The sequence below is a fragment of the Rouxiella sp. T17 genome (genome assembly GCF_036663475.1).
Lineage (GTDB): Bacteria > Pseudomonadota > Gammaproteobacteria > Enterobacterales > Enterobacteriaceae > Rouxiella.
Map to the genome: position 1 here is coordinate 124,012 of NZ_JAWUEA010000042.1, position 15,269 is coordinate 139,280.

Here is a 15,269-nt window from a genome sequence, read left to right on the forward strand (position 1 = left end):
CTTAGCCGTGGCCCTTAAGGGTGCCATGTTCCGGCGGGCTGTTTTTCGTCGCAAACTGGCTGTTGGGGCCGCGCAGCCAGATAGGTAATCCGGCCAGACAAATCACCAACCCAGCCACCACCATCCAGGCGAGAACGTGGCTTGAGCCGCCTGTCTGTGCCGAACCGATTTGCGCCGAAATGAAAAGCGGTGGACCTAAGAAAACGCCAATCAGGGTGAGCTGAGTAATCAGGCCGCTGGTCGCGCCCACGCTCTCTCTCGATGGTGCGATAACCGGCACCAGCGCCCACATGCCCACCATCAAACCGCTGCCGAACATAAAGACCCACGAGGCAAAAATTGACGGCATAAAACCCAATGGATACAGGTACATCAGCAAGGCGGGCGCGCCGGTCAGCACTAATCCAACAAAGCCCAGCGTGGTCGCTTTGACGCCGCGATTGAGCAGCGCGCCGACCATCAGACAGCCGATGCCGTTGAACACCATCGCCACCACGTTCCAGTGCGCCACCTCGACCACCGGCACGCCGTAGGTTTTGGCAAGATAGGGCGCGAGGGTCGAGATAATGCCGGTTTGCAGGAAGGCGTCGGCCCCGAAAGAGATCCCGAGCAGATAAGGCAGCGGACTTTTCAACACCGCGCTGAGGTGGCGAGTGCGGGAGAACATCGTTTTCTCTTCCTGCGTGCGGCGCGGCAGGCTAAACAGCGCCAGACAGGCCAGCACCAGCGTCAACAGCGAGTGAGTGACAAACGCCGCGCGCCAGGTACTGAAGTGATCCGCCAGTCCGGCCAGCAGGAACGGCAGCAGAAAACTGGCGGGAACAAAGGTTGACCACAGCGCCATCGCCATGGTGCGCTGCTTGCCGGTCGTGATGCGAATCAACAGGGTGACGGCAGAAACGGCGGTGAGCACGTAGCCGATTCCGGTGATAACGCGACCCGCCAGTAGTAGGTTAAAGGCGGGCGCGGCCACCACGCAGAGGTCGCCAATAACGATGATTACCGCGCCAATCAGCAGCACGATGCGATCCCCGGCGCGGTCGACGATATAACCGGCCAGCAGCGCGCCGAGCGCCACCATTAGTGACGGTAGCGACATGATCATGCCGATACTGCCGTGGTCAAAAACGTGAAACTCTTTTGCAATCGATCCTAACTCGGTGACCGCCTCGCTGACGGTCATCGCCGCCATCACGCCCAACGCGTACACCACCAGTATTCTGATAACGCTGTTCTGTATTAACGCAGCCATGTTCCTTACTCCAGATCTCTGTTGTCTCAAGGGAGAGCCGACCACTCAACAGCTCCATGCTTCTCGCGGGCGTTGGCTAGCTGTCGTTGGACAGCGCCAGAAAACGCTCAAGCGTCGGCGGATCAATCTTGATGTCAGGTTGTGACGGTGTCACCGATGCAAACTCGGTGGCTTCGCTAAACCACTTATTCTGTGCAGGCATGCCCCACTGATCGGCACGTTTCGGGTCGGCGAGATCCCAGCCAAGCGCAGGCTCGAGGTCAATGTGCTGATAGTGAGTGTTAAACAGTTCGACGCGATGACCGTCCGGGTCACGGAAGTAGACAAACAGCGCGCCGCTGATGCCGTGACGCCCCGGTCCGCGCTCGAGCTGCGGCGCATAACCTAGCGCCCCGGCGATATCACAGGCGCGGATCATGTCGTTGGTATCCGGCAGCGTGTAGGCAAAATGGTGTAGACGAGGGCCGAGACCGTGAGTAAACACGATGTCGTGCGGGTTACCTTTGCGTTGCAGCCACAGCCCCCAAAGATGCTGTCCGCCGTCTTCCTTATTAGAGAAGGTGTATTCGGAGACGCGAAAACCCAGCGGCTGATAAAACGCCAGCGCCTGACTCACGGCCGGAATTTGCAGCTGATAATGATCCAGACGCTGCGCGCAGGCACCGCGATAAAGATGATATTCCTTGAACAGACGCGCGCAGGCACTCATCGACGCGCAGAACTCCAGCGGCACGCCGAGGCTGTCGGAGACGTGCAGCGTCGGACCCTGAAAAGGCACGTCGACCAGCTGACTTTCAATGCCCTGCGCCGAAAAATAGTCGCGAGCGCGGAAGATATCGTCATCGGTTTGCACCCGCATTCCGATGCGTGCGCAGGTCTGATCGGCGGATTTTCTCAGCACCAGGCTGTGATGTCCGCGCTCTTCGAGACCACGCAAATAGACAGCCGAAGCATCTTCGTCACTGACCACCAGCCCGACCAATTCGGTATAAAACTGCTTGCTGGCGGCCAGATCCTTCACATTGAGGACTACGTGACTGGCCCGTGTCACGTTGAAAGGCGGATTCAGGACCACATCGTCAATCTGCTGCATGGGGTTGGCTCTCTCGTTAGTTAAGGCGAATCTTTTTTATGGGTCCAAAACTGTAGGGTACGGACCGCGCTGCTCAATAACTGTATTAAGATATATCGCATTAAAAGATATATCGCGATAGGGTCAACGAGAATTAACTCAAAGATGTGAAGTAGGCCACTAATTCGCCACGAGCAGCGTTTAGAAGGCAGAGGAAGAAGAGGAAGAAGACAGAAAGCGCGCGCGGACAAAGGCACGATACGGGCTTAAAGCACTAGAAGGGCTTGTGGCACATTTCTTGCAGATTTTTAGGCAGATTATTATTTTTACGCTGCAAAACGGATCCTCACCTTATGACTCTCTCTGCGCTGGACTTTGTCGTCGCCTCCAAGAAAAGTGAAATCGCCGGATTACAGCAGCTGCTGAACATGAGCGAACTGGTCGGGGTGATCAGTCAGCTTATTCACGTGCTGCAACGCGAAAGGGGGACCGCCAATATCTTTCTGTGCTCGCAAGGGCAGTATTTTGGCGAACGCCTGAACGAGCGCGCTTCTCAGGTTCAGCTTGCCGTTCAGGCGCTGATGAGCCGCCTAAGCGAGCTGGATAAAAGCGGACAATCGCTGGCGAATGGCTCACGACTGTTTAGCCTGATTGCCACGGTGCTGCATAGCCTGAGCACGTTGCCCGCGCTGCGTCAGCAAATAGCGTCGCAGACCATCACCCAGCCAGAGGCGATGCGCCATTTTAATGACGTCATTCACAACCATCTTTCGCTGGTTTATGAGGCGGCTGACTCTTCGGTCGACCCTCTGATAGCCCGCGCGTTGTTGGCGATGTTCAGCTTTATGCAAGGCAAAGAGCTGGCGGCGCAGGAGCGGGCGTTGGGTGCCGCAGGCTTTGCCGCGCGCCATTTTGACGACGCCGCGCACCAGCAACTGCTCGCCATGATCGACGGCCAGGAGCGCTGCTTTCAAACTTTTTGCGAGTTTGCCGACCCGGGCTGTCTGGCTTTTTGGCAGCAGTTAAATGAGGTCGACAGCAGCGAGTTCGAGCGTTTCAGGCGCGTTGCCTGTACCCGCGCGACGCCGACAGGTGAGGCGACCGACGTCGCGCTGCGCTGGTTTGAGGTCACCACTGCGCGCATCGACGGCATGAAAAAGCTCGAGGATTTGCTCGAAAAAGCCGTGATGGCATGTTGCCGTACTCGCCTCGTCGAGGCCGAAAATTCGCTGGTGCAACAGCAGCAAAATATCGCCGAGCTTGACCTGCCCGTCGCCCAAACGCAGACCCATTACGCCGTGTTTATGGCCTATCCGCCAGCGGGTGAAACCTCAGAACGCTTTCAAACCGGCGGCATGAGTCCGCAACTCGGGCGATCTATTCTGGCGCTGGTCGAGCAGCAGTCTCGCCAATTGCAGGCGCTGGACGCCGAGTTGGCCGGATTACGCGCGTCGTTAAGCGAAAGAAAAGTTATCGAGCGCGCCAAGGGATTGCTGATGCAGCACCACGGCCTCACTGAGCCGCAGGCGCACAAAACCCTGCGCGACATGGCGATGAATCAAAATAAAAAGCTGGCGGAAATTGCCGAGGCGATGCTGGCGGTAGCCAATCTGTTAACGGCCAAACCAACGGATCTCTAAACCCCTACTCCTAAGAGAGTAGTTGCACTGAAATTGTGCCATTTAGCTGTGCAAAACGATTACTGATAGTGCAAATCGAGGCTTTTACCGCAGAGGTTGTTGGTTAACTCCCTGATTTATAGTCTATCGGGAGAGATTTTTAAGTTGGCATGCAATCTGCATTGTTAATTAAAGAAGAACCGCGCCAATGGCGGCGTGGTCAAGGTTACGGATAAAGGCGTCCGTTAGCGCACAGGAAACTGTGTGCTAACTGGACGCTTTTTTTTTGCCTGTTTTTCACCCCCGAGTCACGACAGGCCATTTTCAAATTCTTTATTTTCAAAAGGACCGCGCAATGATTGAAAAAAAGCAGCTCTCGCGTCGCCGATTTATTGCAGGAACCGCCGCGCTGGGCGGCAGCATGATGGTGCCGGGTTTAATGAATTCGGTCTGGGCAGCAGGCTCGGACGCGCCTGAAAAGAAAGAAATTCGCGTTGGTTTTATTCCGCTCACCGACTGCGCGTCTGTGGTGATGGCGGCGGTTAAAAAATTCGATGAGAAGTACGGCATCAAGATTATCGCCAGCAAGGAGTCAAGCTGGGCGTCGGTGCGCGACAAACTGGTTTCGGGTGAACTTGACGCCGCACACGTGCTTTATGGGCTGGTCTATGGCCTGCAAATGGGCGTTTCAGGGCCGCAGCACGACATGGCAATGCTGATGGCGTTGAACAACAACGGGCAGGCGATCACGCTGTCGAACCAGCTGAAACAGGCTGGCGTCACCGATGGCGCGTCGTTGAAGAAATATATCGATGCCAGCGCCAAAGGCACCTACACCTTTGCGCAGACGTTTCCGACCGGCACCCACGCCATGTGGCTCTATTACTGGCTGGCAAACTTCGGCATTCATCCTTTCAATGACGTGCGCAACGTCGTCGTGCCGCCGCCGCAGATGGTGGTCAATATGAAAATCGGCAACATGAGCGGTTTCTGCGTGGGCGAGCCGTGGAACCAGCGCGCGATTGTCGATGATATCGGTTTTACCGCCACCACCACGCAGGATATCTGGCCGGATCATCCCGAAAAAATCCTGGGCACCACGGCCAATTGGGTAGCGGCGAATCCCAATACCGCCCGCGCGCTCACTGCCGCCGTGCTTGACGCCTCACGCTGGATTGACAGCTCGGACGCCAATCGTCTTGAAACCGCGCAGACCGTCGCCGCGCGCGCCTACATCAATACTTCGGTTGAAACCATTCAAGGACGCATGCTCGGCGATTACGAAAACGGGCTGGGCAAGAAATGGAAAGACGCGCACAGCATGCGTTTTTATCACGACGGACAGGTCAATTTCCCGTATCTCTCCGACGGCATGTGGTTCCTGACCCAACACAAACGCTGGGGCCTGCTGGACAAAGACCCCGATTATCTGGCGGTGGCGAAAAAAATCAATCGCATCGACGTTTACACCCAGGCGGCAACCGCCGTGGGCGGCATCAATTTGCCGTCAAACGTCATGCGCAGCAGCACCCTGTTCGACGGAAAAGTCTGGGACGGCACTAATCCTGCCGCTTACGCCAACAGTTTTGCGATGAAACGATAGGAGAGATGAGTGATGAGCAGCCACCCGTTGTCCGTGAACAAAAAGTCCATGCCGGTAAGCGCTGAAATTATTCCGCTGACCGCCGAGTCAGTCAGTGTGGAGCCTAACGGCGAAGAGGTCGTGTCGATAAAAGCGACGCCCGCCAATCAACCCTCGACGGCAGCCAAGCCGGTGAGTGCGAGTAAATTCCGACCCGCGTTACGTCGTTTCATGCAGCAGCTGTTGCCGGGCCTGCTTGGCGTGGCGGTGCTGCTGGTGGTGTGGCAAATCGCCGCGCTCAACAGCAAAGGTTTTCCGACGCCGGTGAAAACCTGGGAAGCCGCCAAAATCATTTTCGCCGATCCGTTTTACATTGCGGGGCCGAATGACATGGGCATCGGCTGGAACATTCTGGCTTCTCTGGAGCGCGTGGCGACGGGCTTTGGTCTCGCGGCGCTGGTTGGTATTCCAGCCGGCTTCCTGATTGGTCGTTTCAGCTTTGTCGCGAGCATGCTGAATCCGCTGATTTCCCTTTTGCGTCCGGTGAGCCCGCTGGCGTGGCTGCCTATCGGCCTGCTGCTGTTTCAGCGCGCAGAACCCGCGTCGGCGTGGACCATTTTTATCTGTTCCATCTGGCCGATGATTCTGAACACCGCCGAAGGGGTGACCCGAATTCCGCAAGATTATCTCAACGTCGCGCGGGTGCTGAAACTCAGTGAATTTACCGTGATGCGCAAAATCCTGTTTCCCGCCGTGCTGCCGTACATCCTCACCGGCGTGCGGCTGTCGATTGGCATCGCGTGGCTGGTGATTGTCGCCGCCGAAATGCTGACCGGTGGCGTCGGGATCGGATTCTGGATCTGGAACGAGTGGAACAACCTGAACGTAGAAAACATCATCATCGCCATTTTATTGATTGGCGTGGTGGGCATGCTGCTGGAGCAGGGATTAATGGCCATTGCTCGCCGTTTTAGCTTCGAAAATCGCTAGGAGAACCCGATGAACAGTGAAAAACCGATTATTCGCGTACAACACGTCAGCCAGAGTTTTGCCACCGCCAAAGGGCCGTTTCTGGCGCTGGACAACGTCTCGTTCGACATTGTCGAAGGCGAAACGCTGAGCCTGATTGGACATTCAGGCTGCGGCAAATCGACGCTGCTGAATTTGATTGCCGGTCTCAGCCGGGCGTCCGAAGGCGTGCTGCTGTGCGATAACCAGGAGATTACCGGCCCCGGCCCCGAGCGCGGCGTGGTGTTTCAAAATCACTCCCTGCTGCCGTGGCTGAGCACCTACGACAACGTCGCGCTGGCGGTGCATCAGGTGTTTAAAAATCAGATGAGCAAGGCCGAGATGCACGAGTGGATTGAACACAATCTGGCGCTGGTGCAGATGAGTCACGCGCTCGACAAACGGCCGGGCGAGATTTCTGGCGGCATGAAACAGCGGGTCGGGATTGCGCGCGCGCTGGCGATGAAACCTCGCGTACTCCTGATGGACGAGCCTTTTGGCGCGCTCGACGCCCTGACGCGTGCGCATTTGCAGGACGCGGTGATGGAGATTCAGCAGCGCCTGCGCACCACTATTTTGCTGATTACCCACGACGTCGACGAGGCGGTGCTGCTCTCCGATCGCGTCATGATGATGACCAACGGACCGGCCGCCAAGGTGGGCGAAGTGCTGAACGTGCAGCTTGATCGTCCGCGTTCGCGGCTGGCGCTGGCGAACGATCCGCTGTTCCACCAGTACCGCCAGCAGGTGTTGCATTTCTTGTATGAAAAACAGCTTTACGAAAAACAGCTCTACGAAAAACAGCCTGCGATGGTTTAACGGATTGGTGGGGTGAACGCGATGGAAAAACCGACTTTAGTGGTGATTGGCAACGGCATGGCGGGGGTGCGTCTGGTCGAGCAGCTGTGCCAGCTGGCACCTGATCGCTATCGCATTCTGGTGCTGGGCGAGGAGCCGCAGACGGCGTACAACCGCATTTTGCTCACGCCGGTGCTGTCGGGAGAAAAGGCCTTCGCCGACATTATCACTCACGAGCCGTCGTGGTATGCCGAGCATCAGGTGACGTTTATCCCGAATTGCCGCGTCACTGAAATCTTGCCCGCGCAGCAGCAGGTCTTGTGCGGAGAGCAGCGGTTTTCCTATGACCAATTGGTGCTGGCGACGGGTTCCCGGCCCGTAATTCCGGCGCTTTCAGGCAGTGAATTATCAGGAGTCTACGGCTTTCGTACCCAGCAAGATGTTGAATCTATTTTATCGATGCTCTATCCGCAGCAGCCCGCCGTGGTGATTGGCGGCGGCGTCTTGGGCATCGAGGCGGCCGCCGCGCTGCTGCTTCGCGGCATGCAGGTCACGTTAATTCATCGCGGCGCGTGGCTCATGGAAAGACAGCTCGATCACCACGCCGCCCGTGAATTACAGGCTCAGCTTGAGCAGCGCGGGATGCAAATTTTACTCGGCGCAGAAACTGCCCATTTTATTGGCACCATGGAAAATGCCGTGCAGCAGGTGGTGCTCAAGGATGGCCGCTCGCTTCCCGCCGAGCGAGTGGTGATCGCCGCAGGGGTGAAACCCGCGATTGAGTTGGCCCAGCGCGCGGGTTTGCGCTGTGAAAGGGGCGTGTTGGTCGACGCCGAAATGCGCACCTCGGAAGCCAATATTTCTGCCATCGGCGAATGCTGTCAGCTCGGCGACACCACCTTCGGGCTGGTCGCGCCCTGTTGGCAGCAGGCAAAAGTGCTGGCCTGTCGACTGGCCGGTGTGGCCGCCAAACCTTACGCCGTAGGCATTGTTCCGCTGCGGCTAAAAGTTACCGGCATCACGCTGTTTTGCGCCGGCGAGCTGCATGGCGCAGATGCTTACCAAAATGATGCCGATGGAAGCTATCAGGTGCAGAAAAGCTGGGACCCGTTGGCGGGTCATTATCGACGCCTGTTGATGCACCGAAACCAGCTCAAAGGCGTGCTGCTACTGGGCGACGCCAGCGACGGAGCCGATTATCTCGCCCGTCTTGAGTGCCACGACGTTACGGCCTCTATACCCACTCTATTTACGCCCGAAGGGAAGATTCAAGTTACGCCCGAAGGGGAGATTCACCCCCGTTCGAACGATCAAAAAATTCAGTTTCCGAGACAGGTAATCAGGAGCAAGGCAATGTCAAAACCCGTTTTAGTGCTCGCCGGTCACGGCATGGTAGGTCATCATTTTCTGCAACAGCTGGTGGAGCGCAACCTGCACCAGCAGTATCAGGTCATCGTGTTTGCCGAAGAAGCCGCACCGGCCTATGACCGGGTGCATTTATCCGAGTTTTTCTCCGGTCGCAGCGCCGAATCGCTGTCGATGGTGGAAGAAGGATTTTTTGAAAGCAGCGGCATTGAGCTGCGTCTGGCGCACGGTATCGAACATATTGATAGCAAACACCGTTTTGTGGTCGACAGGCAGGGACGCCAGACGGCCTACGATTTGCTGGTGCTGGCGACGGGTTCCTATCCGTTCGTGCCGCCGATCCCGGGCAACGACGGGCCGGGTTGTCTGGTCTATCGCACCCTCGACGATTTGGCGGCGATTAAGGCCTGCGCGGATAACGGCAAGGTTGGCGTGGTGGTCGGCGGCGGGCTGTTAGGACTGGAAGCCGCCAACGCGCTGCGCCATCTCGGGCTGGAAACTCACGTCGTGGAGTTTGCGCCGCGCCTGATGGGCGTGCAGCTTGATGAAGGCGGCGCGACGATGCTGCGCCATAAAATCGAGGCGCTGGGCGTGCAGGTGCATACCGGCAAGGAGACGCGGGGAATTGTCGGCGGCGAACAGCTCGGTTATCGCATGGAATTTGCCGACGGCTCGCATCTGGAAACCGATCTGGTGCTGTTCTCGGCGGGGATTCGACCACGCGACCAGCTGGCGCGCGACGGCGGGTTAGAGGTAGGTCCGCGCGGCGGAATTGTGATTGACGATCAGTGCCGCACCTCGGATCCGGCCATTTTTGCCATCGGCGAATGTGCGCTGTGGAACGGGCAGATTTTTGGACTGGTGGCACCCGGTTATCAGATGGCGCGCACGCTGGCGGATACGTTGCTGGGCAGCGAGGTCGCCTTCAAAGGGGCCGACATGAGCACCAAGCTGAAGCTGCTCGGCGTTGAAGTGGCGTCGATTGGTGATGCGCACGGCCGCACGGCGGGCAGCCAAAGCTACAGCTGGGTTGATGGCCCCGAGCAGGTGTATAAAAAAATCGTGGTTTCGCAGGACCGCAAACGGCTGCTGGGCGCGGTGTTGGTCGGCGACAGCGCGGAATACAGCACGCTGCTGCAAATGATGCTTAATGACATGCCGCTGCCGGCCAAACCCGAATCGCTGATTTTACCGGCAGGCGCGGGCGGTCCGGCGCAGGGCCTTGGCGTGGCCGCTTTGCCCGAAGGCGCGCAGATTTGCTCCTGTTACAACGTCAGCAAGGGCGATATTTGCGCGGCGGTGCAGGACGGCTGCGGCGATATGGCGGCAATCAAAAGTTGCACCAAGGCGGCCACGGGCTGTGGCGGCTGCGCGGCGTTGACCAAACAGGTGATGGAATTTGCGCTGTCGGCGATGGGCGTAGAGGTCAAAAAGGACATCTGCGAGCATTTCGCCTACTCGCGTCAGGAGCTTTATCATCTTGTGCGCCTCGGCAATATTCGCAGCTTCGACGCGCTAATCGACAAGCACGGGCAGGGCCACGGCTGCGAGATTTGCAAACCGGCGGTCGGCTCGATTCTGGCCTCGTGCTGGAACGACTACCTCTTGAAGCCGCAACATCTGCCGCTGCAAGACACCAACGATCGCTTCTTCGCCAATATCCAGAAAGACGGCACTTATTCTGTGGTACCGCGCGTGCCGGCCGGTGAAATTACGCCCGACGGCCTGATAGCCATCGGCCAGATAGCCAAGCGTTACGCGCTTTACACCAAAATTACCGGTGGCCAGCGCGTCGACCTGTTTGGCGCAAGGCTCGAGCAGTTGCCCGAAATCTGGCAGCAGCTTATCGACGCTGGGTTTGAAACCGGCCACGCCTATGGAAAATCGCTGCGCACGGTGAAATCTTGCGTCGGATCAACCTGGTGTCGCTACGGCGTGCAGGATTCTACCGCGTTGGCGCTGGAACTCGAGAATCGTTACAAAGGCCTGCGCGCGCCGCACAAAATCAAGATGGCGGTGTCGGGCTGTACCCGTGAATGTGCCGAAGCGCAGAGCAAAGACGTAGGGGTGATCGCCACTGAAAAAGGCTGGAACCTGTTTGTTTGCGGCAACGGCGGCATGAAGCCGCGTCACGCGAATTTGCTGGCGCAGGACATGACCACCGAGCAGTTAATCCGCACCGTGGACCGCTTTTTGATGTTCTATATTCGCACCGCCGATCGCCTCCAACGCACCAGTACCTGGATGGATAATCTCGAAGGCGGGCTGGACTATCTGCGTCAGGTGGTGCTGGAAGACAGCCTGCAAATCGGCGCGGAGCTTGAAGCAGAAATGGAAAGCGTGGTGGCAACGTACCAGTGCGAATGGCAAACCACGCTGGCTTCGCCGGAGCGTATGGCGCAGTTTACGCCGTTTATCAACAGCCAGCAGCCTGACGAAGCCGTAGTGAAAATCGCCGAGCGCGACCAGTGGCGACCGGCCACCGCGCAGGAACGTTTTGAGGCGCAAAATCAGCGCGTGCCGATGATTGCGCAACACCTCAATGTTGTCGAAGGCTGGGTCGATATTTGCGCGCTCGACGCCATTCCGGCCAACGCGGGCATCGCCGCCCGTTTACTCGAACAGCAGATTGCACTGTTCCACCTGCCGGACCATCCTCAGCAGGTGTTTGCCGTCAGTAATCATGAACCTGATAGCGAAGCCAACGTGCTGGCGCGCGGTCTGGTTGGCGACGTGAAAGGCGAGCCGGTGGTTATTTCGCCGCTCTACAAACAGCGTTTCCGCCTGCTAGATGGCAGCAATATCGACCCGACGCAGGGCGGCATTACGGCGTGGCCCGTTCAGGTCAAAGAGGGCCGGGTGTGGGTCAGCGAACAGCCGCTGCGCGCCGCCGTCATAGCCGATCGTCGCGCTGAAATTGCGGTCACGGTGAGCCTATGAGTCAAGAGATTGCTGGCGAAGCTACCGCTACTTCCTCTATGTCCACCACCTGCGCTTACTGCGGCGTGGGCTGTGGCGTGATTATGCAGAAAGATGAACACGGCTTTGCGGCGCAGGGCGATCCACAGCATCCTGCCAACGCGGGCCGACTGTGTGTTAAAGGCAGCGCGCTAGGAGAAACGCTGAATCTGGAAGGGCGTTTGCTCCAGCCGGAAATTAATCGTCAGCCGGTAAGCTGGGCGCAGGCGCTAGATGCTGTAGCCGACGGCCTGCAACAGGTCATCGCCGAATTTGGCCCGCAGGCCGTGGCTTTTTATGGCTCGGGCCAGCTACTGACGGAAGATTATTACGTCGCCAACAAGTTGATGAAAGGTTTTATTGGCGCGGCAAATATGGACACCAATTCTCGCCTGTGCATGGCCTCGGCGGTGGTCGGTTACAAGCGGGCCTTTGGTAGCGATGCCGTGCCGGGCAATTATCAGGATATCGAGCAGGCCGACTGCGTGCTGCTGGTCGGTTCCAACACGGCGTGGGCGCATCCGGTGGTGTATCAGCGGCTGGCGCAGGCGAAGAAGAAGCGTCCGCAGCTGCGCATGGTGGTGATTGATCCACGCCAGACCGCCACCTGTGACATTGCCGATCTTCATCTTTCGCTGCGTCCGGGCAGTGACGCCGCGCTGTTTAATGGCGCACTGAATGCGATGGCCGCGCGCGGGCGACTGGATGCCGATTTTATTGCCAATCACACGCAGGGGGCAGCTGAGACGCTGGCGACGGTGGCCGAATGGACGCTGCCGCGCACCGCCGAATTTTGCGGGCTTGAAGAAGCACAGCTCGAACAGTTTTACCACCTGCTGGCCAGGCAGGAGAAGTGGGTCACGCTCTATTCGATGGGGATTAACCAGTCAAGTTCTGGCGTCGATAAATGTAACGCTATCATCAACCTGCATCTCGCGACGGGGACGATTGGCCGCGAAGGCTGCGGACCTTTTTCAATCACGGGCCAGCCTAACGCGATGGGTGGCCGAGAGGTCGGCGGTTTGGCGAATCAGCTGGCGGCGCACATGGGATTCAGCGAGCAGGAGGTCGATCGCGTCGGGCGTTTCTGGAACAGCCCAAATGTGAGCACTAAACCGGGTCTCAACGCGGTCGAGCTGTTTCAGGCGATTGAACAGGGGCAGGTCAAGGCGGTGTGGATTATGGGCACAAATCCGGTGGTCTCGCTGCCCGATGCCGATCGCGTTCGTGCGGGGCTAGCCCGCTGCCCGCTGGTCATTGTCTCGGATATTATGCGCGACACTGACACCCAGCGCGTTGCTACTATCTGCCTTCCCGCGCTGGGATGGGGCGAAAAAAATGGCACGGTGACGAACTCTGAACGCTGTATTTCGCGTCAGCGCAGTTTTCTCCCTGCGCCGGGCGAGGCAAAAGCGGACTGGTGGATTATCTCGCAGGTGGCGCAGCGCATGGGCTTTGGCGAGGCGTTTAACTATCAGCATCCAGCGGAGATATTTCGCGAGCACGCCGCGCTGTCAGGTTTTGAAAATCAGGGTTCACGTGCCTTTGATATCAGCGGGTTAGCACAGCTGAGTAACGATGAGTGGCATAACATGGCGTCGATTCAATGGCCAGTTAACCAGCAAAATCCGCTCGGCACGCCGCGTTTATTCAGTGACGGACGATTTTTCCATCTTGATGGCAAGGCGCGGCTGATACCGATTACGCCGCGTCTGCCCGTGACTAAAACCTCCGCCAGTTACCCGCTGATCATGAATACCGGCCGCGTGCGTGACCAGTGGCATACCATGACGCGCACCGGAAAGTCGGCGCGGCTGATGCAGCATATCAGCGAACCTTATTGCCAGTTCCATCCCGACGATCTGACGGATATTCACGCCGGGGATTTGGTGCGCGTGGCGTCGTCGCACGGTTGGCTGCTGCTGCGCGCGATGCCCGATAGACTGCAACCGCGAGGCAGCGTCTTTGTGCCGATGCACTGGAACGCGCAGTTTAGCCAGCAGGCGCGGGTCGACGCGCTGATTGCGGCGCATACCGACCCGCTGTCGGGCCAGCCTGAAAGCAAGCAGATGCCGGTCAATGTTTGTCGTTGGAATGCTGCTTTTCAGGCCGAGCTGTTTATCGGCGCGGCGGCCATGAATCAAGAATCGGCACGATTAACGCCCGAGGTGAGTTACTGGAGCCGCATTGCTCAACCGGACGTTTCGCACTTTGTATTAGCGGACTCTTCAACGCCCGATGATTGGTATGGCTGGCTTGACCAACGTTATGATTTATCTCGTTTTCGTTGCCAGTTTGCCGATTTTGGCGCCCGTGGATTTAACCTCCTCGCCTGGTCGGAACAGGGGTTAGCGTTGGCATTTTATGCGCAAAATACCTTGGCCGACCACGCCGTTCTGACCGTCGATCGGCACGCAATTATCGCCGCTTTTTCACAGTCGCCTAAAACCGCCAACGAAAGATTGGCGCTGTTGGCGGGCGTTGCGCCCTCGGGCAAAGCCTCTGTCGGCAACGTTATTTGCAGCTGTTTCGGGGTCGGTGAAACGCAAATAAGCCAGGCGATCGCCGCCGGATGCCGCGACGTGCAGGGGTTGGGCGATACGCTTAAATGCGGCACCAACTGCGGTTCCTGTATTCCAGAACTTAAAAAAATTATCGACCAGCAATCCCTTCTTCTGCTCACAGGAGCATCAAAATGAACGCTACGCTTTCTGCCATCAATCCTCATCAAATTGCCCAGCTTTTGGCCGTGGGCGCGCAGCATTCTCCCGTGCGGGGAGGGGAAGTCTGGCTAGTGGGCGCAGGTCCGGGCGACGTCGAGTTGCTGACGTTGAAAGCGCTGCGGGTGATTCAAAGTGCCGACGTGGTGGTGTATGACCGGCTGGTTTCTGCACCCGTAATGGCGCTGATCCCGGCCAACGTGCTGTGTATCGACGTGGGCAAAACCCCCGGAAATCATCGACTGGCACAGGAGGAGATAAATCAGCTGCTGGTCGAGCTGGCATTATCGGGCCAGCGGGTGGTGCGTTTGAAGGGCGGCGATCCTTTCATTTTCGGGCGCGGCGGCGAGGAGATGCAACACTGTCAGCGGCATCAGGTGCCGTGCCACATAGTGCCGGGAATTACCGCCGCTATGGGCTGCGCGGCGGCCAGCGGCATTCCGCTGACTCACCGGAGTTTGGCGCAATCGGTACGTTTTGTTACTGGCCACGGCGCGCAAGGCGAACCCGATATCGACTGGGCCTCGCTGGCCGCCGAGAATCAGACGCTGGTATTTTATATGGGGTTGGCGAGCAGCACGATTATCAGCCAACGTCTTATCCAGCATGGCATGGCAGCGAGCACGGCGCTGGCGATTATCGAGCGCGGCACTCAGCCCGAGCAGCGGGTTATTACGGGCGCGCTCGGCACGCTAACGATGCTGGTCGAACGTCATAATGTCGAAACGCCCGCCCTGTTGATTATTGGCGCGGTGGTCGGACTGTACCAAACGGAGGCGGTAAAAACGCCAAAATCCGAGGCTGAAAAACGGCCTGCTTTCGCCTCGATCCTGTAGAAGTCTTGAATCGAATAGTTAAAGGTGTATATTTAATACATGTTTAATATCGATGTGAG

9 protein-coding genes are annotated in these 15,269 nt (G+C 57.9%); 7 read left to right on the forward strand and 2 right to left on the reverse strand.

The features are described from left to right. Window position 1 precedes the first annotated feature (1 nt). Both SC206_RS21190 and hpaD read right to left on the reverse strand, forming a co-directional pair. Window positions 2-1,252, reverse strand: coding sequence for an MFS transporter (locus tag SC206_RS21190; RefSeq protein WP_332740564.1), 1,251 nt, complete (start codon window positions 1,250-1,252; stop codon window positions 2-4). 76 nt (window positions 1,253-1,328) lie between these two features. Further along, a complete protein-coding gene (gene hpaD / locus SC206_RS21195) occupies window positions 1,329-2,345 on the reverse strand; it encodes a 3,4-dihydroxyphenylacetate 2,3-dioxygenase (RefSeq protein WP_332740566.1) in 1,017 nt (338 codons plus the stop codon). A 332-nt stretch (window positions 2,346-2,677) separates the two neighbouring features. On the opposite strand from hpaD, the gene SC206_RS21200 reads away from it, so the two are divergent. The 7 genes from SC206_RS21200 to cobA all read left to right on the forward strand — a co-directional run bounded on the left by SC206_RS21200 (window position 2,678) and on the right by cobA (window position 15,210). Further along, complete coding sequence (locus SC206_RS21200) at window positions 2,678-3,964, forward strand: nitrate- and nitrite sensing domain-containing protein (protein WP_332740568.1); 1,287 nt, start codon at window positions 2,678-2,680, stop codon at window positions 3,962-3,964. Between the two features lie 334 nt (window positions 3,965-4,298). Continuing rightward, window positions 4,299-5,546 carry a CmpA/NrtA family ABC transporter substrate-binding protein gene (locus tag SC206_RS21205; protein ID WP_332740569.1) on the forward strand — a complete coding sequence of 416 codons (1,248 nt, stop codon included), beginning with the start codon at window positions 4,299-4,301 and terminating at the stop codon, window positions 5,544-5,546. 12 nt (window positions 5,547-5,558) lie between these two features. Beyond that, window positions 5,559-6,515, forward strand: a complete 957-nt coding sequence (gene ntrB, locus SC206_RS21210; RefSeq protein WP_332740880.1) for a nitrate ABC transporter permease — start codon at window positions 5,559-5,561, stop codon at window positions 6,513-6,515. Window positions 6,516-6,524: 9 nt separating this feature from the next. Next, on the forward strand, window positions 6,525-7,352 hold the full coding sequence (locus SC206_RS21215) for an ABC transporter ATP-binding protein (protein WP_332740571.1): 828 nt from the start codon (window positions 6,525-6,527) through the stop codon (window positions 7,350-7,352). Window positions 7,353-7,373: 21 nt separating this feature from the next. Then, entirely contained in the window at window positions 7,374-11,636 is a 4,263-nt protein-coding gene (nirB, locus tag SC206_RS21220) for a nitrite reductase large subunit NirB (RefSeq protein ID WP_332740573.1), read from the forward strand. Beyond that, window positions 11,633-14,353, forward strand: a complete 2,721-nt coding sequence (locus SC206_RS21225) for a nitrate reductase (protein ID WP_332740575.1) — start codon at window positions 11,633-11,635, stop codon at window positions 14,351-14,353. Before nirB ends, SC206_RS21225 begins: the two co-directional genes overlap by 4 nt. Continuing rightward, the gene (cobA, locus tag SC206_RS21230; protein ID WP_332740577.1) at window positions 14,350-15,210 is read left to right on the forward strand and encodes a uroporphyrinogen-III C-methyltransferase; all 861 of its coding nucleotides are present in this window, start codon (window positions 14,350-14,352) and stop codon (window positions 15,208-15,210) included. The genes SC206_RS21225 and cobA overlap by 4 nt, the downstream gene beginning before the upstream one ends. The last annotated feature ends 59 nt before the right edge of the window (window positions 15,211-15,269 follow it).